Source organism: Reichenbachiella ulvae, assembly GCF_025833875.1.
In the GTDB taxonomy this organism is placed as follows: domain Bacteria; phylum Bacteroidota; class Bacteroidia; order Cytophagales; family Cyclobacteriaceae; genus Reichenbachiella; species Reichenbachiella ulvae.
The window spans coordinates 3,021,856-3,043,260 of sequence record NZ_JAOYOD010000001.1 but is presented as its reverse complement, the minus strand read 5'-3'; the positions used below and the strand labels follow the sequence as shown (position 1 = coordinate 3,043,260).

Annotated in this window: 15 protein-coding genes; 14 read left to right on the top strand and 1 reads right to left on the bottom strand. The window is 43.5% G+C overall.

The genetic code is table 11. The annotated features are described in order from the left end of the window. Positions 1-54 precede the first annotated feature (54 nt). The 14 genes from N7U62_RS12050 (at position 55) to N7U62_RS11985 (ending at position 20,500) form a co-directional block, all read left to right on the top strand. On the top strand, positions 55-2,328 hold the full coding sequence (locus N7U62_RS12050; RefSeq protein WP_264138226.1) for a cellulase family glycosylhydrolase: 2,274 nt from the start codon (positions 55-57) through the stop codon (positions 2,326-2,328). Positions 2,329-2,338: 10 nt separating this feature from the next. Next, positions 2,339-4,591 (top strand): cellulase family glycosylhydrolase, encoded by a 2,253-nt coding sequence (locus N7U62_RS12045; RefSeq protein WP_264138225.1) that lies wholly within the window; start codon positions 2,339-2,341, stop codon positions 4,589-4,591. 40 nt (positions 4,592-4,631) lie between these two features. Next, positions 4,632-8,222 carry a family 78 glycoside hydrolase catalytic domain gene (locus tag N7U62_RS12040; protein WP_264138224.1) on the top strand — a complete coding sequence of 1,197 codons (3,591 nt, stop codon included), beginning with the start codon at positions 4,632-4,634 and terminating at the stop codon, positions 8,220-8,222. A 169-nt stretch (positions 8,223-8,391) separates the two neighbouring features. Further along, the gene (locus N7U62_RS12035) at positions 8,392-10,518 is read left to right on the top strand and encodes a bifunctional aldolase/short-chain dehydrogenase (RefSeq protein ID WP_404818021.1); all 2,127 of its coding nucleotides are present in this window, start codon (positions 8,392-8,394) and stop codon (positions 10,516-10,518) included. A 646-nt stretch (positions 10,519-11,164) separates the two neighbouring features. Next, complete coding sequence (locus tag N7U62_RS12030; RefSeq protein ID WP_264138223.1) at positions 11,165-13,420, top strand: tetratricopeptide repeat-containing sensor histidine kinase; 2,256 nt, start codon at positions 11,165-11,167, stop codon at positions 13,418-13,420. Then, entirely contained in the window at positions 13,417-14,154 is a 738-nt protein-coding gene (locus tag N7U62_RS12025) for a LytR/AlgR family response regulator transcription factor (protein WP_264138222.1), read from the top strand. The genes N7U62_RS12030 and N7U62_RS12025 overlap by 4 nt, the downstream gene beginning before the upstream one ends. Before the next feature lie 174 nt (positions 14,155-14,328). Beyond that, a complete protein-coding gene (locus N7U62_RS12020) occupies positions 14,329-14,943 on the top strand; it encodes a hypothetical protein (RefSeq protein WP_264138221.1) in 615 nt (204 codons plus the stop codon). Positions 14,944-14,947: 4 nt separating this feature from the next. Next, positions 14,948-15,289: a hypothetical protein gene (locus tag N7U62_RS12015; RefSeq protein WP_264138220.1), complete on the top strand. Its 342-nt coding sequence runs from the start codon at positions 14,948-14,950 to the stop codon at positions 15,287-15,289. A gap of 16 nt (positions 15,290-15,305) precedes the next feature. Continuing rightward, positions 15,306-16,619, top strand: a complete 1,314-nt coding sequence (locus tag N7U62_RS12010; RefSeq protein WP_264138219.1) for a PA3715 family protein — start codon at positions 15,306-15,308, stop codon at positions 16,617-16,619. Continuing rightward, the gene (locus tag N7U62_RS12005) at positions 16,603-17,346 is read left to right on the top strand and encodes an FG-GAP repeat protein (protein ID WP_264138218.1); all 744 of its coding nucleotides are present in this window, start codon (positions 16,603-16,605) and stop codon (positions 17,344-17,346) included. Before N7U62_RS12010 ends, N7U62_RS12005 begins: the two co-directional genes overlap by 17 nt. Positions 17,347-17,358: 12 nt before the next feature. Then, positions 17,359-17,916, top strand: a complete 558-nt coding sequence (locus N7U62_RS12000; RefSeq protein WP_264138217.1) for a LemA family protein — start codon at positions 17,359-17,361, stop codon at positions 17,914-17,916. Positions 17,917-17,927: 11 nt separating this feature from the next. Continuing rightward, positions 17,928-18,734 (top strand): DUF1266 domain-containing protein, encoded by an 807-nt coding sequence (locus N7U62_RS11995; protein ID WP_264138216.1) that lies wholly within the window; start codon positions 17,928-17,930, stop codon positions 18,732-18,734. 4 nt (positions 18,735-18,738) lie between these two features. Continuing rightward, positions 18,739-19,800 carry a DUF3137 domain-containing protein gene (locus N7U62_RS11990; protein ID WP_264138215.1) on the top strand — a complete coding sequence of 354 codons (1,062 nt, stop codon included), beginning with the start codon at positions 18,739-18,741 and terminating at the stop codon, positions 19,798-19,800. A gap of 298 nt (positions 19,801-20,098) precedes the next feature. Continuing rightward, the gene (locus N7U62_RS11985) at positions 20,099-20,500 is read left to right on the top strand and encodes a GFA family protein (protein ID WP_264138214.1); all 402 of its coding nucleotides are present in this window, start codon (positions 20,099-20,101) and stop codon (positions 20,498-20,500) included. Between the two features lie 282 nt (positions 20,501-20,782). Here the strand turns inward: N7U62_RS11985 and N7U62_RS11980 are convergent, their stop codons facing one another. Then, complete coding sequence (locus N7U62_RS11980; protein ID WP_264138213.1) at positions 20,783-21,391, bottom strand: TetR/AcrR family transcriptional regulator; 609 nt, start codon at positions 21,389-21,391, stop codon at positions 20,783-20,785. Between the last annotated feature and the right edge of the window lie 14 nt (positions 21,392-21,405).

Below are 21,405 nucleotides of genomic sequence, written 5' to 3'. Positions count from 1 at the left end.
CTAAGGGATGGGGTAAGCTCCCATTCCTGATTGGCATGACTAAAGACTAAGACTATGAAAACACGAATTACTAAACTGACCATTGGTATGATATTATGGCTATTTGCATGGAACAGTCAGGCGCAGTTCGACGCATCTGATTTTCTGAAAGCAAATGGTACGGTACTGAGGAATAACTCTGGTACTGGAGATACAATCAACCTACGAGGAACCAATTTGGGTTCCTGGCTCAGCATGGAATACTGGATGGGGCCTTTGGGCAAAGGCTCATTGGATAGGAGTCAATGGGTCGCTTCAGCCTATAAAACGGAAGTAGGAACCAACCCGCAGAATGTATTTGATCGAGACCTGACCACTCACTGGTCCAATGGCGAAGGACAACGACGCAACAAAAATCAGTACTTCATGGTGGATATGCAGGAGAATGTTCTTTTCAATCGGGTATCTTTTGAAGCGGGCACCCACACTGGAGAATATCCCGCTTCCTATGAAATTGAAGTTTCCGAAGATGGAACCAATTGGGAGCTGGTATCTAGTGGATCTGGAAACACTGAAAATATTTTTGTTCAGCTCCCGAATATCTACTACAAAAGATATGTGAGGATCAATCAAACCGGTATGGATCCAGGTAGCGACTGGTCGATTGCCGAATTCAACCTTTTCATGGAGGACGATTTTAGGATCAGAAATTCACTCATCCTGCGATATGGAGAAGACGGAATGGATGCCTTGCTGGACGAATTTCAGAATGCATGGATCACCACCAAAGACCTGGACAGTATTCAGGCGATGGGCATGAATATGGTTCGAGTGCCTTTTTACTGGATGGAAATCATGTATAATGACGGCAGTATCAAACCTCACGGATTCGATCAGCTGGATTGGATCATTTCCGAATGCAGCCAAAGGGAGATGTATGTGATACTAGACCTGCATGGAGCACCCGGTGGGCTGAATGGTTTCATTACCAGTGGGCAGGCTTATTTCAACGAACTATGGACGGATGCTGGTTATCAGCAGATGACCATTGACATATGGAAGGCACTGGCTGCTCGCTACAAGGATAACCCCACTGTGGCGATGTATGATTTGATGAACGAACCCTTGAGTTCTGATCAGGATACTTACCCCATTCATGCTTTCTACAACACCTTGTATCAAGAGGTCAGAGCAATTGATCCGGATCATTTGATCAGCATTGGTGCCTTCCCTACTTTTTCGTTTGTCGTGTCTCCGGACTATTACGGCTGGACCAATGTTATTTACCAGGTCCACCACTACAACGAAGACAAGACCAACTTTGCTTCACAAAATGGATTCATCGATGCGGTAATCACCGAAGTAGCCAATCATCAAAACAACTGGAATGTACCCATCCTGGCAGGAGAGTTTAACTTTTGGGATTTCCCCGATCTATGGGCCAAATATCTCAGAGGGCTGAATGCACTGAATGTCTCCTGGTCCAACTGGTCTTACAAAACCAAAAGAGTCGATAGCCCAAAGGAGAACTGGGGTTACTATGATGAAAATACCAATCCATCTCCAGACATCCACTATGATAGCTATGATTCGATAGCCGCCAAGTGGAGCCGCTTCGAAACTTCTGAATTTCGTGTCAATCAGGAATTGAAAGATATCGTGACTCCCCATACAACGACAGCTGTGAGCAAGGCTCCCATTGGACAGGTCATTTGGTTGCAAGGCAGCAATGGCTTGTATGTGAGTTCGGAGGGCAACAGCAACCCCATGACCTGTAATCGCAGTAGCTACGATGGTTGGGAGCTTTTCGAGGTGGTAGATACAGGCAATGGCAAGATCGCCCTTAGAGGGTCCAATGGTTTTTATGTTAGCTCCGAGAATGGACAAAATCCAATGATTTGTGATAAAACGGCCATTGGTGAATGGGAACAATTTACCTTTATACAGCTCGGTGTAGGCCGTGTAGCCCTAAAAGGTAACAATGGAAAATATGTGAGTTCGGAGGATGGCGTCATTCCTATGAATTGCAACAGAGATGCCATCGGTGGATGGGAAATATTCAACTGGGGAAACCCCGCTGGTGGCAGACAGATAAATCAGAGTACGATGAATACCCTGACCGAAGTAGCACTTTATCCTAATCCGGCGAATGATTTTCTCTCTATTAGAACGGAGATGGAAGATTATTCAGTGACTGTATTTGATACTGCAGGTACCATCAGGATGTTCCTTCCTCACCAGAGAGGGTCATTCGAGTTGGCTACTTCCAATCTGAATGCAGGCTTGTATTTCTTTAAGATCGCTTCGGATAATCAAATCACATTTAGAAAAATTTTAATAAACAATTAATCACTCATTGATGAGAGTAAGCATTAGATGTCAATTGTCAGCACTGATCGTTATCTGCACCATGCATACCGCATGGTCGCAGATGACTGATGCTGATTTTCTTAAAGCAAATGGAACAGTCCTTAGGAATCAATCCGGGCAAGGCGACACCATCAACCTGCGGGGTACCAACCTGGGTTCATGGCTCAGTCTGGAGTATTGGATGTGCCCTTTAGGTACAGGGTCTCTCGATCGCAGGACCTGGCAGGCGACCACCTACGATGGGGCAACCCAGGAGAGCCTTCAAGCGCTATTCGATCGGGACTTAACTACTGGATGGACCAGTACAGATGTGCAATCAGGAGGGCAGTACCTGGAAATTGACATGCAGAAGGAGGTGGTGTTCAACCGTATTTCTTTCGAAGCGGGAGGGTTTACTTCTCAGTACCCGAGAGAGTACACGGTGGAGGCTTCTCTTAATAAAACCAATTGGCAAACCATTGCCTCAGGTACAGGGACGACAGAAGATATTTTCATCCAACTACCAGCCATCTATGAGCAACGCTACCTACGCATTTCACAGACCGGAAGTGACACGGAGGCCAAGTGGTCTGTCGCAGAACTGAATCTCTATATGGAGGACGATTTTCATGTCCGCAACTCTTTGAGCGTGCGTTTTGGAGAGGATGGTATGGATGAGATTCTCGATCACTATCAAGAGACCTGGATCACCTCTGATGATCTGGATCGTATCCAGGCTATGGGTATGAACATGGTCAGAGTACCTTTCTATTGGATGGAGTTAATGTACAATGATGGTAGCATCAAGACGAATGGTTTTACCCAGTTAGATTGGGTCATCGAGGAGTGCAACCAAAGAAACATGTACGTCATTCTAGACATGCATGGTGGTCCTGGAGGCTGGAATGGTTTCATCACCAGTGGTCAGGCTCATACCAATGATATCTGGACAGACAAGGATTCTCAGCAAATGGCTATTGACATTTGGAAGGCGATTGCCGCCAGATACAAGGGCAACCCTACAGTAGCTGCCTATGATTTGATGAATGAGCCTTTGAGTTCGAATCAAGAGCTGTATCCCATTCACGGACTTTATAACAAGATCTATCAGGAAGTTCGGCAGATCGATCCTGATCATGTGATCTCTATTGGAGCGTTCCCTGGCTTTGGTTTTGTGGTGGGGCCCGAATACTATGGATGGGAAAATGTACTCTATCAGGCCCATCACTACAACGAGGACAAGACGAATCACGATTCACAGTTGGGATTTGCTGATTGGGCGATTCGAGATATGGCCAATCATCAGCATATCTGGCAAGTACCCATATTGGCAGGAGAGTTCAATTTCTGGACATTCTCAGATGTTTGGGAATATTATTTCAATGGACTCAATGCCTCGAATATTTCCTGGTCTAACTGGGCCTACAAGACCAAAAGAGTAGATACACCCAAAGAAAACTGGGGTTACTATGATGCCAACACCAATCCCGCACCGGACATTCATTATGATACTAAAGAAGAGATTGAAGCGAAATGGAGTGAGTTTGGAACCGAACAATTCCGGACCAACACAGAGCTGATCAATATAGTGACTCCTCATACTAAAGCGGCGGTGTCCAAACCACGCTATGGTCATAGAGTTTGGCTTATGAGTTATGCAGATCGATACATGACATCTGCTGGAGACGACCCCATGGTTTGCAACCAGAGCACCCGTGAGTTATTCGAATTGGTGGATGCAGGCGATGGAAAGGTAGCTTTTGAGACCATGGATGGAAAATACCTGGGGATTGTGAATGGCGGGGCGCAGCTGAAAGCCAACAAAACGTCGATCGGAGAGACAGAGAAGTTCACCTTTGTTGATCTGGGTAATCGAAAAATGGCTTTGATGGGAAGTAATGGAAAGTTTGTAAGCGCCGAAGAGGCATCAAATCCAATGACATGTAATCGCGATTATGCAGATGGATGGGAAGTATTCCAGTGGGGGAGTTATGCCCCTGGGGTGTTGACGGTTGCTGATTTTGTCCATTCGGACAGCCTCATCTATCCTAACCCTAGCACTGGTACCATTCAGTTAAAGACGGGGTTTGATCAATACCTAGTCGAAATATTTGATTTAAGAGGATGTTTGAGGATGGCCCTGGCTGATTCGAAAGATGGTGATTGGGTGGACATTAGCTCGCTGGAGAGCGGTACTTATGTGGTGAAAATATCATCAGCAAATACCGTGGTGAACAAGAAGTTGGTAGTAGGGATTCAGTGATATGTACTGCTTTTAATAAGGGAATATAAATTAAAGAAATATGAGAGCAAGATGGTTTGGTTTGGTTTTGGTTTGTTTGACTCTGCAGTTGCAGGCACAGATTAGTATTGGAGATCTGGCTGTGGAGTATCAGACAACACCGCTTGGGTTGGATGTAACTCAGCCACGCTTTAGCTGGAAAATGATCCAGGAGGGTAAGGAAAGAGGAATGTCCCAGATAGCCTATCAGTTAGAAGTGAAAGATGAGACCCAAGAGCTAGTTTGGAACAGCGATAGGGTTGAATCGGGTACTTCCATCAATATCGAATATCAGGGTGAGTCACTCGAGCCGGGCACTCGCTATCAATGGACCGTGTCGGTTTGGGATCAAAAAGGAAAAGTCCATAGCAACAGCTCCTGGTTTGAAACGGGGTTGCTAAACTCAGGGATGGAAGCATGGGATGGAGCCCAGTGGATTGGTGGTACTAGTGAAGCACTTGTGCTCTACTCCCATGCCCTTTCTGTTTTCAAAGTGGAATATGCGATTCAGATCGATAAGGGGTCTGCTAGGGCAGGCTTGGTGCTGGGTGCCAATGATCGCAGGTTGATGAACGATCATCTCAACATATTAGGAGTTGAAAATGCGAAAGACGAGAGCTATTTGCTTTTCGAATTGGACCTGACTACTCTGGGCAAAAAAGAGGAGGAGATGGCTACATTAAACATCTATCGTGCCGGCTACTTACCTAGCGATCAGGCCAACAAACCACTTCATGCTGTCCAAATTCCTAAAAGTCTGATTCATCGTCAAAACCAATATGAGGCGCATCAATTCTATCTTGATTTCAATTTTGGATTCTGTCAAATTTTTATTGATGGGCATGATCAGGAGCATCTTGTAATTCCCAAAGAATTTTTGCCTTCATCGCCGTGGGTGGATGTCTGGGGAGTGCCGCTCAATCCGCATGGCAGTGCTGGTGGAGATCAACTGACCTATCCGGTATTAGGCGACATAGGTTTCAAGATGGAAAAGGGACAGAAGGCGAGATTTTCTCAACTGAAAATTAAAAACTACAGAGAACCATCCAATACCCTCTTTTTTGAGGATTTAGGCGGGCAGAACTATGCCGGTGCCTTTAGCGATCAGGTCACTCAGGGACGACTGTCGATTGAGGATAAGAGTTACAGAGTTGATGCTTCCAAATCTGAACAATTGATCATAGCGGACCCTAGCCAGAATGCTATGCCTATGCTCAGGACAGAGTTCGAGGCGAAAGGTAAAAAATTGAGCAAGGCGCGACTGTATGTGACGGCCAGAGGGATATACGAGATGTACTTGAATGGGGAGAGAGTAGGGGATGACTATTTCAATCCAGGCCTGACACAGTACAATAAAACGCATATGTACCAGACCTATGATGTGACAGAAATGGTTTCTGATGGAGCGAATGCATTGGGAGCCATGCTGGCCGAAGGCTGGTGGAGTGGTAATATCACCTACCGCGGATACAACTGGAACTACTTTGGTGATAGACAATCGTTATTGGCCAAGCTCGTATTGACCTACGAAGATGGGGCAACACAGACGATCTCAACCCAGCCCGATAGCTGGACTTATTATGACCAGGGGCCAATTGTGTACAGTAGCTTTTTTCAGGGGGAGATCTATGATGCCAATAGAGAGTCAGCAGTGAGTGGTTGGAGTCAGGTCGGGTTTGACGACAAAGACTGGAAACCTGCCGTAGAGGTGCCATTGGAGGGGACTGCCTTTACTGCGGCCCCACTGCAATATGACGAATTGAAGTTGATAGGTCAAATAGGTAAGAATGCAGGAATAGTAAAAGAACTGACGGCCCAAAGTGTAGATGAAGTGAGGCCTGGGGTGTTTGTGTATGATATGGGCCAGAATATGGTAGGTGTGCCGAAAATCACTCTTTCAGGTGAAAAAGGAGATACCGTTACCATGCGTTATGCGGAGATGAAGTATCCAGATTTGCCTGAGCACAAGGACTATGTGGGCATGATCATGATGGAAAACATCCGGGGAGCTCAAACTACTGACCGGTGGATCCTGGGCGAGACGACTACTCAAATTCAGCCTCGCTTTACATTTCATGGATACAGATACCTGGAGATTACAGGGATCAAAGCGGCCATTCCTTTGGATCAGGTAAAAGGCCTGGTGATCAGTTCGATCGATGAGTTGGCTTCCGGCTATGAGACTTCCAATCCTTTGGTCAACCAGCTGTGGAGTAACATTACCTGGTCGTTTCGTAGCAACTTCCTTTCTATCCCTACGGATACTCCTGCCAGAAATGAGCGCATGGGATGGAATGGAGATATCAATGTATTTGCAAGGACAGCTACATTTTTGGGAGACATCGATCCTTTCCTCAATAGACATTTGATGGCCAACAGAGACCTTCAGGCAGCGTCAGGTCGCTTTCAGGATATCGCCCCTATTGGAACAGGTTTTGGCGGTACACTATGGGGTAGTGCTGGTATCGTTCTAGCCTGGGAGTTGTATCAGCAGTATGGAGACTTACGATTGATAGAGGAACACTATGATGCCATGAAGGCCTATGTCAATTTTTTGGAGACGAAACAAGATGCTAAAACTGGAATTCTGGATGAGGGACCTCTGGGCGATTGGCTGAGCCCTGAGGGCTATAAAAACGACAACTCCCTGTTATGGACAGCTTATCAGGTATATGACTTGCGGGTAGTATATCAATCTGCCGAGTTGCTGGGCAAAACCAGTGATGCCAAAAAATACAAGGCCAAACATGATGAAAGGAAGACTTTCTTCAATCAGACCTATGTCGATGAAGCAACAGGCAAAACCATACGGTCGGCCTATGCTGGTGACTCGTGGGCGCAAAAACCGGAAGGTTACACCTACGAAAAGGGCGATTTTATTGATACGCAGGTTTCGTATGCCGTGCCTTTGGCTCTGGATGTATTTGCCGAAAGATACCAAAAACGGGCGGCAGAGCATTTGGCACAAGCAGTCAGCAGAAAGAACCAGGATTTCATGGGAGTAGAGAGACCTGAAGTTTCCCTGATGACAGGATTCATAGGGACTGCTTCATTAGCCCCCTCTCTTTCTGAGCATGGATACGATCAACTTTCATATCAGCTCTTGCAGCAGACTTCTTACCCTTCATGGTTGTATTCGGTAGAGAATGGAGCTACTACAATCTGGGAGCGCCTGAATTCTTACACCAAAGAAGAGGGGTTCGGCGGCAACAACAGCATGAATTCATTCAACCATTATTCGTTTGGTGCGATTGGTTCCTGGATGTACAACACTTCTCTGGGCATTCAACGTAAGGATCCTGGTTTTAAAGAGTTTGTGCTTGCACCCACGCCTGACCCTACCGGTCAGATGACCTGGGCCAGGGGATACTATGATTCTATGTATGGTAAGATCGTAAGTGAGTGGCGCATAGAGGAGGATAAGGTGACTTATCAAATCACAGTTCCGGCTAACACCAAAGCCAGGCTGTACCTGCTGGCAGCCGACAAGGGACAAGTGAAAGAATCGGGAAAGAAACTAGCCAAATCCAAAGGGTTGGTTTGGATTGGACAAGAGAAGGATCGCGTGCTGTTAGAACTCTCCTCGGGGAGCTATGAGTTTACGGTTCAATAATGCAAAGAGTAAGAAAGGATATGAGACCTTGATTCATATGTCTCATATTTTTTTATATAGATGAAATATCAAAATGTACAATCGTAAAACCAAATTATACAATTAATCAAAATTTGAGAGGTTTAAATTCGTAAATGCATTAATAATAACGTATCAAAATGTGTAAAAAATGAGCTCGGATATACTTGAAAGCAAAATGGAAACCAAAGAGTTTAAATATGTGGACTACCTCTGGAAGGAGTCCGAAGCAGAGAAGCTAGGGGATGATCAGGTTGCCTTGTTTCTTTATAGATCCAATGTATTAGGTGCAGACCTTCGTGTGACCAATTATGGAGGAGGTAACACATCCTGCAAGACCATGGAGAAGGATCCATTGTCAGGAGAAGAGAGAGAAGTGCTTTGGGTCAAAGGCTCTGGTGGAGACATCGGTACACTCAAAAGAGATGGGATTGCAGGTCTGTATGTTGACAAGCTGCATGGCTTGAAGAACGCCTACATAGGGATAGAATTTGAAGATGAGATCGTTCCGCTGTATTATCACTGTTTACATGATTTGGATAGCAAGGCTCCTTCGATCGATACGCCTTTGCATGGTTTGCTTCCTTTCAAGCACATCGACCACTTGCATCCGGATGCTTTGATTGCCGTGGCAGCAGCCAAGGATAGTGAAGCCATTACAAAAGAAATTTGGGGAGATAAAATGGGTTGGGTGCCCTGGCAAAGACCGGGATTCGACCTGGCCCTACAATTAGAAAAGTGTTTGAATGATAACCCAGGTATTCGAGGCATTGTGCTTGGTAGCCATGGTTTGTTTACCTGGGGTGACACCAGCTACGAATGCTACATGAACAGTCTCGAAGTAATCGAGGCAGCTTCTCAATACATTGCTGATAGGGAAGGAAAGGACCGCGAAGTATTCGGTGGTACTAAAATGGAAAGTCTGCCTGAGTCAGAAAGAAAACAACAGGCTGCACTGTTGTCTCCAGTTCTAAGAGGGCTTTGCTCGAGCGAGCAAAAGATGATTGGTCACTTTACGGATGACGAAAGAGTATTGCAATTTGTCAACTCACAAGACCTAAGTAAACTGGCACCATTAGGTACTTCATGTCCAGACCACTTTTTGAGAACCAAAATTCAGCCATTGGTATTGGAACTGGGAGCCAATGATGACCTCACTGATCCGATGGCTGTGAAGGAGAAGATCACTCCGGCATTTGAGCAGTATCGTCAGGAATACGCTACCTACTACGAAACATGCAAAAGAGACAATAGCCCGGCGATGAGAGATCCGAACCCAGTGGTGATTTTATATCCGGGGGTCGGGATGTTCACTTTTGCTAAAAATAAGCAGACTGCAAGAGTCGCTTCTGAATTTTACCTCAATGCCATCAATGTGATGCGTGGGGCAGAGGCTATTTCAGAATATACTGCTTTGCCAAGACAGGAAGCATTCGATATCGAATACTGGCTCCTGGAAGAAGATAAACTGAAGAGAATGCCTCCCGAAAAACCTTTGTCTCGAAGAGTGGCTATCATCACCGGAGCTGGTGGAGGTATCGGAAAAGCCATAGCCGACAAGCTGGCGGAGCAGGGAGCCAATGTGTTTTTGACTGATATAGAAGAGGAAAGGCTGATCGAGGCGAATGCGACATACAAACGTGACATTTCAGCCTTTGGCCTATGCAATGTTGCCAATCCAGATTCTGTAAAAGAGGCCTTTGAAGCTGCTAGTCTTGAATTTGGTGGAGTGGATATTGTTGTGCATTCAGCTGGTTTAGCGATTTCAAAACCCTTAGAAGAAACAACCCAGAAGGATTGGGATCTGCTTCAGGATGTATTGGTCAAAGGCCAGTTCAATATGGCACAAAAAGGAACGGCTATTATGAAAACCCAGGGCTTTGGTGGTGATATCATCAATATCGCGAGTAAGAATGGTCTGGTAGCGGGTAAAAACAATGTAGGCTATGGTACAGCCAAAGCAGCTCAACAACATATGACGCGACTTCTGGCGGCAGAATTTGGAGGTGATAAAATCAGAGTGAACACCGTGAATCCAGATGGCGTGATCGTAGGTAGCAAAATCTGGGAAGGGGCCTGGGCAGAGGGTAGAGCCAAGGCTTACGGAATCACTGTGGAGGAGCTACCCGCTTTTTATGCCAAAAGAAACTTGATGAATGAAATCATCAGACCAGAGGATATCGCCAACGCGGTTTTTGCGCTAGCGGCTATCTTGGATAAGAGCACGGGCAATACAATCAATGTAGACGGAGGAATGGCTGAGGCCTTCTTGAGATAAGTAAATGCAATAAAAGTAAGGGAAGACGATATTGCTGATATAAACAAGACCGAAATCGTATCGCTCCATGAGCGGTACGATTTTCTCGGCAATCAATTGGCTGATGGCCTCAGGGGGATTTTATCTCTTGTCGGTTTCGACCGGGGTATTTCTTTCTTTATTCACTTTACCGGCATGGTTGCTCTGCGGAGGACTCTACTATGCCTTTTACAGAAGAATGCAGACCGAAAATGTAGCCTCAGCTTTTAAATGAGGCATTGGTAAGACAATCATACTTATAGATAGATTGTAATAATCGTATAACCAGATAGACTTTGTTCTATCTGGTTTTTTGTTCCTTCTATTGAAGTAAATCGCAATCGATAATGAAAGTAAGAAATGATTTACCTTTTGTTATTGTCAATATTTAGTAAGTGTTTGTAAAACAAATAGATAAAAATCCCTGGTGGGGCTACACTTCTATTAGATTTTAGATCTCATCCTTACACTCCATGCCAGTCCCTAGGGGGTTCATTGCACCTAAAGAAAAGTGCATTTGATTTTTCGACTAATCGAGGGTCGGGCTGGGATGTTTGCTGTTGATCCATTAGTTTGGTAGGACAAGTAGGTTAGCCATTACTTACTGACGAATGCTCATATTTACTACATGACAAATCCATTGACCAACTTCTTACCCGCAAACAAAGTCAGTTTAGAAAAAAAGGAATTAGGGCATTTGATTTCCAAACCATTGCTCTTTTGGTCTCTATTGTTGCTTTCTCTTGGTCAATCACATGCGCAGCGCTCCAAAATCGATAGTCTTGAATCGGAGCTGTCACTACATGCTACATATGACACGACTAGGGTGAATCTTTTAAACGAACTGGCGTTTTCCTATTTTAGTCAAGACCTCATCACTACCCTGAAATATTTGGATCAATCGGATTCTATTGCGGATGTCATCCATTTTAAAAAAGGGCAGGCAAGAAGCATCTACATCCGAGGTATTACAGAAGCCATTCAATCGAATTATGATCAAGCGTTGGATTACTACGATGAGGCCTTGGAATGGTATAAAACTGCTAATTACCAAGCAGGGATCGCGAACTGCTACAATGCCATGGGCATCGCCCTTAGCTATAAGGGTATGCCTAGAGAAGCGATATTTTACTTCAAAGAAGCCATCAAGATCGAAGAGAAAATAGGAGGTAAAAACCTTTCCGCACCCTTTATTAATATTGGCGGCCTTTATCAGGATTTAGGTGAGTTTGATCAAGCCGTCTTTCACCTAAAAAAAGCACTTGCCATTGCTGAAGCCAATGAGAATGAGCAACGTATTGCCTATAGTCTGAATAACCTGGGGACAGTTTACGATAAGCAGGGCAATTACCCGCTTGCTCTGGAGCACTACAAACAATCTATGTACATGAATGAAGCACTCGGAGATAGCCTGGGCATAGTCAATAACATAACCAATATGGGGCTAATTTATCAGACGCAGAAAAACTATGACAAGGCCATGAAGTGTTATGAAAGGGCTTTAGAAATCGACGAACACAACAATAAAAAGAAAGGAATCTGCACAGCACTAAACCTGATTGGAACGATATATGAAGAAACCGGAGATTACCCAAGTGCGCTCAGTCACTATGCAAAGGCCCTGAGATTGAGCAAAGAAGCAGGCATAAACACTGTGATCCCTTATATTCATAATAATATCGGCACAACTAATTTGGCATTAAAAAATTATGAGACGGCCATTCAATCCTTCATTGAGGCAAAGAAAAGTGGCTTGGAGATTGAAAGCAAGGCTGCAGTCAGTGCGGCTTATATCGGACTGGCTAAAACATATACGACCCTAAAAGCATACGATATTGCTCTGAATAATGCGCTCCGTGCACAGGAGATTTCGGAAAAATCCGGTTTTTTGGAGGATCAAAAAGAAGCTTCGGAAATCCTTTCCCGGATTTATGAAGCAACGGGCAACTACAAAAATGCACTCGAAAGCCACCAACAGTTCAAACTGTTGAACGACAGCCTTTTCAATCAAGAGAACTTTGAAAGAGTGGCGCAACTCGAATATGAGTACATGTATAAGCAGCAACTGGATTCTGCCAATATCCGTGAATTAAAACTCACCCAAACCGTATTGACCACATCGCAGGACCTGGCCAACTCGAGGCAAAATTATCTTTGGGCTATTATCGGCATCCTCATCCTTTCCATTATTTCTGGAGCTACGATGTTTTATCAAAAATTCAACGCCATTAAGGCCAGGAACCGACAAATCGTAACCGAACAAAAACTGCTGCGATCGCAAATGACCCCCCACTTCATCTTTAACTCCTTATCTGTTTTGCAGGGAATGATCTTAAGCAAGGAAGAAAATAAATCCATTACTTACCTATCAAAATTCTCCAAACTACTCCGTATCGTTCTGGAAAATTCAAGGGATAAGATGGTTCCTTTAATCCAGGAACTAGAAGCCATCGATATTTATATGGCCTTACAGAATATAGATGCCGACCCATCCTATGATTATAGTCTGGTGGTGGATGAAAGTATAGATAGCAACCTCTTGCTCATTCCTCCTATGATTATTCAGCCCTTTATTGAAAATGCCATTGAACATGCCTTTGGGTCGAGTCAAGAACATTGCGAAATAAAGGTGAACCTGAGGTGGATAGGAAATGAATTAAACTGTACCATTACTGACAATGGAATTGGGATTGATACGATTGTGCAAAAATCCGGCACCCGCAAGAACTCCCTGGCCACTATCATTACTAGTGAGAGGTTGGAACTTCTGGGCAAAGAACTACGCCTACCTGGAACCATATCCATAGAGGACAGAAAAAAGTATCAAGCGCAGGGAACCCAGGTCTCTTTGATTATTCCATATAAACTAGTTGAGCATCAATGAAAGCAATAATCGTTGAGGACAAGGCATACATCCGAAAAGGGTTGTTAAATCTTCTGAAAACGGTGGATGCCGAAATGGAGATCATAGGAGAATGCGCTTCGGTAAAAGATGCCGTGGTAGTTGCCAATGCCTGCAAGCCCGAACTTGTGTTTTTGGATATTAACCTGACAGATGGGACAGGTTTTGATTTTTTGGATCAGACCGAGCATCTTGATTTCAAAACCATATTTATCACAGCTTATGAGGAGTATGCACTCAAAGCCTTGAAAAAAGGGGCAGTGGACTATCTATTGAAACCTGTGGATATCGACGAGCTGCAGTTGGCGCTGAAAAAAGTAAAGGCCACTCCCATAACCCAACAAAAAGAGCAAATAACCACAGCCAAAAAAGTCTGGTACCAGAATGACGCTACACTAGTGCTATCCTTGAGCGATAGTTTTCAAGTGATCAACCTAGATGAATTATTATACTGCGAATCAGACAAAGGTTATACCACCTTCTATTTAACCAATGCTAAAAAGTACATAGCCTCCAAACCTTTAAAAGAATATGAAACAAGACTTGAAAAGGTGAATTTTACCCGGCCCCACCAGTCTTTTATGGTTAATCTCAAATTCATCGATAAATATGACAAGACGGGCATTATCCATTTAATAAATGGTCAAAGGATTCCCGTCTCTTCCCGAAAAAAAGAAGCATTCCTGGCCACATTTCTGGAGTACAACAGCCACTAGCCATCTAGTATAAAGCTCTGGTTAGGTCGCCCTTCATGACGCTTATTGATTAAGGTTGATCGCATATGGGTTAGAACTTGGCACATCGACATTAGCTATTTCATAGTAAACTCGCTTAGTGCATCTTTATGCTGATAAAATGATATGGAGTTCAGCTGGTAGTATAGACAAAGCATGGAAGTAGTCATCCTCTTTATTTTGGTTTTTTTGCTCCTTTTTTTGGGGTTTTTAGCTTTTAGATTGGGCCAATGGATCTTTGCGGTGAAAAAGAGACTTGTCATTTTTCTGGCTTTAATTGTAGCGGTTACACTTGGGGAGGTGATCAACCAGGTCTTTTTTAAGAAGATGGAGTTCGTACAGTCTCAGGTCTATCTGAATCTGTACCTGGTAAAAAATCCTGTCAAAGACCCGATGGTGCGTAACCAGTCTATCCGTGAAAAAGCCATCGAATACCTAAAAAGTGAAATTATTGGAAGTAATAAACCTGTCTACATCTCTGAACAATCTGTCTTATTTTATGAGTACAGCAAAGGCTTTCAATTCAATATTTTTCAAGATGCAGGCACTGCTTATTTTTTAGAAAATGAGGAGGATCTGGGAGGTTTTGTTTCAGAAGAACTGGGCATGTACACCCAGTATCGGTTGGCGGAGTTTTATTTTGATACCTGCGAAACAGACTCCACTTATTACTGCGGAGATGTAAGCTATTTTGATCAAGGTGAATTTGTGAAAGAGGATCGTCTGAGCCGTTTAGTTTCGGTGAATCACAAAACACAAAAGAACTTCTGAAGAGATGCGCAGTTTTAAAAATATATGGACCTACACACTTTGGACGCTTTTATCATTGCTTCTGGGCATTGGTTATATGCGACTTGTTTTAGGATCCAATGACTCCTCCGAAGAAGGACTTGGGTTTCTGCTCCATGTGTTTTATGATTTCGGACTGATGTATGTAGGAAGCATCGTAGGTAGCGTAATAGCCCTGTGTTTTGTCCTGACGGATATATTCTACCTCAGAAAAAAAATGAACAACAGTTCGAAAAAGACGGCCACCCGTTTGGTAGTGCTCATGGCTATTACCGCGTTTGTGGTCATCGTACACTATCTATTGGAAAAGGTCATTGATGTTATCTAATCGAAAAAGAGATAAAATGAAATACGCACATTTAATCATCCTGTTGGTTTTCTTTTCATGTGGTCAGCAAGGCAAAGAAAAGCAAACAGCTACTACAGAAATACAAATCACTGAGCCAGACAGCACGGTCCAGCAAGTGAGCGATACGGTGATCGAAAAAGCCGTTTCGCAAACATTTGATGAGGTCATTGCCCAATCCAAAGTCAAAAGTTTGCCTCAAATAGAGGTTACCAATTTTGATAGTTTCATCGAGGAAGGAGATTATACTGAGGTAGATGTCAAAACCTTGAAGTTGGAGGAAATTTATCCTGATTTCCATACAAAAAGCCACAACTACAAGGCTATTTCCAACTACAAAATTCCCTTATCCACAGACTTTCATACAGTTGTGGTCACCATAAAAAAGGGAGACAATGAAATGGAAACGGTGCTGATCAACTATGATCAGGAAGGTGCCATTATAGCACATCGAGTGGTGGCTTATGATGAAATAGCTGAGGGCATGTCTCGAATAGTCTCTCGCATCTCTCCAAACAGACTAACAGTCCATCGGATCTTTTGGGACGTGTCCAAAGAGGTAGAAGAAACGGTATATCAAATACGAACAGATGGAAGATTTGAAAAATTAAGCGCTGGCATCTTGAATGAATCCATTGAGGAGTTTACACTGATAGACGCTGTTTTGACGGACCTTCGATTGAATTGGGTGCAAATCAAAACGGATTTGATAGCAATTCAGGAACACCCTTTTAGAATCGATGAAGCCATTCTGGTCATCCCAGGTATAGTGGATGAAGCTGAACAATATTTTGAACTCAACAGCCACATTGTACTCGTGGATCCCAGATCAGGGAATATATCACACCAATTCTATGAAGGTGCTGCGAATAGCTCTTGGGTATCAGATGCCGTTGAGCTAAAAGAAATACGAATTGACTCTGCGCTGTATCAGGTCTCTGAGGAGAAAGAAGCCTACGGTGTACGGGTTTCTTTCGTTGGGATGTCCCGAGCCAATCCCTATGAACATGAAACACTTTCGCTCTTTACGAAAATTGAGGATGATCTAAGACGAGTATTGGAAAACTATCCTGTCATGCAGTACAACGGTGAATGGGATACGGATTGTGAAGGTGAATTTGTTCGTGAAGAAAAGACTCTAAGTATGGATTCTACAAAGAGCAAAGGTCTTTTCGACTTTACGGTCAACAACGAGATCACCGCCACGACCAATTACGTGGACGATCAGGGAGATTGCGACTATGAAGAACAGATAAGCACCGAAACGCAGGTACTGAAATTTAATGGTATTAAGTATGAGCATGACCAATAGGACTGTGAGGATGAAAGTGTGTATGGTATTCTACCTGTTGATCTTTTCAGTCCTGGGACTCAAAGCACAGAATGATTCGATGGAATTACCATTCCATGGCAAGGAATTCAATGATCTAATTCCAGCCGGATGGCGCGTCCTGTCACAGGCATCGGGAGACCTGAACCAGGATGGTTATCCAGACCTGGCTTTTGCCCTCCAAAACACTTTGAAAGAGCACATTGAATACAATGATGGATTAGGCATTGATACCCTTGATCTAAATCCAAGAGTGCTTGGCATCTACTTTGGTCAAGCAGATAAAAGTTTGGAAAAGGTGCTGCAATCCGATGAGTTCATCATCATTTGCGATGCGCCTACGATGGATGAGCCATTTGACGGACTTCAAATCCTCCCGGATGGAGAGCTGCAGATAAAATTCCATCTGTGGTACAGTGCAGGTAGCTGGTCCAGTTCCTTCTACCAGTACAGTTTCAGATATCAGAATCAGGCCTTTGAGCTCATAGGCTTTGAGAGAAGTGAACACCATCGGGGTACTGGTGATGAAATTGATCACAGCATTGATTTCCAAAACAGAACCATGAAAATCATAAGCACGACCCTCAATGAGGACACCGAGGAACAAGACTCAGAAGTACTGAATAAGGCGTTCGAATTGCAACAACTGAAATCAATAAAAACATTGGGGAAACCCTTCGAGTGGAAATTTCAAGAAATAAGCATTTAAAAAAAAACGGATATGGAAATCATAATCATCACTTCGGCTCTGGTGCTACTTGCCATCATAGGCATCATGATCAACAACCGAATCATCGCCAAAAAGAATCAGGTGCAACAGGCCTATGGAAGCATTGAGATCTATCTCAAAAAGCGTTTCGATCTGATTCCAAACCTCATAGCTATGCTGAAAAAGTACCTGGCTCATGAGAAGGAAATCCTACTGAGCATCACTGAACTGCGCAGTAAGGTGGATGACGCCTCAGCAGCCAATGAAAAAATCAAGGCCTCCAATGAGTTGACTCATCTAATGAGTGGGTTAAACATCAGTATAGAAAGCTATCCTGATTTAAAGGCAGATAAGCAATTCTCCAATATTGAATTTGAACTATCAGATATTGAAGATCAAATCTCTGCCGCTCGTCGGGCTTACAATGCTGCGGTGACCCGATATAACGACACCATACAAATGTTTCCCGCCAGCATGATTGCCAGCATTCGAAAGGATCGAACCCACGAACTACTAGAGATCCCCCAATCGGATCAAAAAGAAATTCATATTAATCAACTGTTAAACTAAACACTTATCCAATGTTAGAAAACTTACCCTGGTACAGCTATGTCATTTTCGCTATAGCTGCCGCCTCTTACGCCTATCGCTATTTCAAAATCGGGAAAGAGGAATATGATGCCCCGGACCTGGTCAAAGCCAAATTTAACCGATCGCCGAACAGCCAGCTGAACGATGAGCAGCTCTTTGCCGTGGCGTTTTACACGCCTATTTCAGAGTGGTGGAAAGCGGACTCAAATACCTTGTCCTTTTTGACTGCAAAAGAGGTGCAGCCTTATTTGGAAGGCTGGGGCATTGACACCCCAGAGGGGTACTGGGGACTTACCGAGTATTTTATGAAAGATGGTCGCCGTTGGTATTTCGATTTTATATTCCACATGATTCAAAATGAACCAAAGGAGAATTGGGACCAATTGATGGAAGGGAAATTTGGTCAAAACGAACGTGCTGAGCGTTATTTGAAGCACTTGAGTACAGGTGAAACTTTGAGTGTGTTAAAGCAAAAAGGGATTCTCACTTTTGATTCCGAAATGCAGCTGGGTGTTGCGGGTTATGATGCCGCTATTTTAACGGGGCAGGCGCGCAAGGCATTTACGGCCAAGCTCATCTCAGAGGAAGAAGCCTGGAAGGTGATCAGTTTTGCAAGAAAGTTGGCCTTAGAGACCTTCTCTTCCTGGGAGGAATTTGGAAAGAGTTTTGCCCTTGGTTTTGCCCTGGATATGAGAGAGGACTACCACACCTACAAGGAAGAAGTATTCCACCTTTACAAACAAGTGCTGGAAGACGACAACAGCCCCTGGAACACCATAGATTGGCCCGCTCGATAAGGTGATGGAGCAGCTACAGACCGTCTATACGGAAACCCGTGAAGTCCTGAACACCCTTTACCAAAAGAGGAGACAAACCCTCTTTTATCAGAAAATCATGTGGGGTGTTTTTGGCATTTATCTGGTGTTTATGATGTTGATTTTGGGCAGTGGATATCTCCCTGATGCAGACAAGGGTTTCTTCTCTCTGCTGAAACACCTTCGGCCCAATGCCATGCATCCCTATATCAATATGTACCTGTTGGGAGGGATGTTGGTGCTCTTGTATCCTACCACATTGGTGTTTGCCAGGGCTTTTCAAAAGTTTAAAATCAAGGAAGACGAAACTATGGCCAGAGTGGTCAGGAGATTGTTTCCTATGGTCGAATTTACGCAAGGTGCCAAGAGCCCGGCCAAAGAGGTCGTCAGGAGCAAACTTTTCGCCTGGATAAAAGAGGATGCACCCATCTATAGCTATGGGCAGATCAGAAGCAAGACAAACGACACGGAGGTTAACATCACCGACCTTGGCATTGCTGAAAACAATGTGGCCAACAAACTACTCAACACCCTCATGCACATTCCTGTCCTGAATATGTTCGGGGTGCTATACCAAAATGTGTTTAAGAACCTATTTTCGGGAAAGTTGGCAGACAATACCCAGTATTCTTACCGGGGTATGTTCTGCTGGCTGAATTTTAAAAAGAAACTGAATGGACACACGGTGGTGTTGCCTAAAAATCAGAAAGCGAAACTAGATCGATGGGTCAGCTTTAACTTTCGCGAAGAACAGGAAGTGCATCTGGAGGATCCGAGATTTACCGAAAGGTTCGTTGTATATGGGACGGATCAGGTAGAGGCTCGCTATGTTTTGTCTTCGTCGATTATGGAGCGTGTGGTTAGCTTGAATCAAAAATTTGATCGTCCTATCATGATGTCTTTTGAAAATAGGCAACTGTACTTAGCGGTGGAAAATGAAAACGGATTGTTCTCATTTTCATCGGGAAAACTGGAGGATGTAGCGGTATTGGAAGAATTGGCCAATGACATTGATACGGCGTTGCATATTCCTCAAGCACTTTTTTGATAGAGATACGAACAGCATGCAACAGCCCGACCCATGACTTATGGTTTAAAACTGCTGTATTGATAGCATGTAATTATAGCACATGCCTCTATTGCACTACTTGCAAACTGCTCTCGAATCGAATACTTTTAGCAAAATTAACAGAGGTCAAGCCACGGTTTTTAGCTCGACATTGTGCTTAATTTAACCGAGAGACGCGCCGCTTAAAGAAAAGATTGGAAGTGTAAGCCAGAAAAAATAGAAATCACAAGAAAATGGATTTCAACTAAAATAATAAATTTAATAAGGCACTTATCAAATGGAATACTTGGGTTCTTGTTTATGCAAGGGAATAAAATTTAAAGTTACAGGTGACTTTGAGAGTTTTTATTTGTGCCATTGCAGATATTGTAGGAAAGACACAGGGTCTGCTCATGCTGCGAATTTGTTTTCCTCTACAGCTAAACTAGAATGGATGAAAACGGAAACTGAAATTAAAATATTTCAACCACACAAGAGTAATCATGTGAAAGCCTTTTGTACAAATTGCGGTTCAGCTCTGCCCAATTTGCAAATGGACGGTAAACTTTTAGTAGTTCCAGCAGGTTGTTTAGATACAAAATTAGAACAAAGACCTAATGCACATATCTTTATCTCAAACAAAGCAAGTTGGGATGATTCGTTGGAAGAAACAAATAAATTTGGACGCTTCCCAGAATAAAAAATTGATAAAGAGATTTGCACCCACTCGTCCTCGTTTAGCGGAGTGCAACGAGGATGTGTGAGTTGAGCGTTTGCTCATTTGATTTTTCGATGAATCTCAGGGCGGGCTGGGATAATCATTTATCATCCGAAAATGGATAATTATTTGCACCTTAATTTACCCCCCCCAAAAAAAAAGCAATTGGGCTGTATTTGATTAGTGTAAATGCTATGTGACAACACTAATAATTTTCTTAGTGTTTCCGTACCTCCTTTATCACCTGGAGCTAAAATCTTAACCTTAAGTCTTAAATAGTAATTCAAGATAGTTTCGATAGTGTACGAGTTGCTTGGCTATTAGAGTAGGATCATTCAAGGCTTTGGAAACAATAAAGGCTCCCTCGATGATAACGTTAAATTGATCGGCGAGAGACTCTTTATTTATGGCTATCGCAGTATCATGATTCTCTAAAACTTTATCGATCATATCTTCGAGAGCAATCCGCCACTTGAGCATCGTATCGCTGACCACTTTTTTGATCTCGTCATTGAATTGATTTTGCTCATTGCTTACTGACGCATACAAGCAACCAGGAGGTTCCTCCAGGCCGGAAAACATATTGATAAAACGTTGAACAAATTCTATTAATCGCTGCTTTGGCTGGTCAAGATATTGATTGGTATCGTTCAGCACACGGTCTAATTCCTTTAGGTCAGTTTCAGCAAAGTCATGTATAAGAACAAGTGCGAGCTCAGCTTTCGTTTTGAAGTGATAAAAAAATGCACCCTTGGTGATACCGGTTTTAGAAAGTATGGCATCTACAGATGTACCTGCAAATCCATTTTCATATATCAAAGCCTTTGACACAGCTAATATCTTGTCCCTTGTCGGTTTTCCATCTCTTCCCATACAGCTAAAATAAA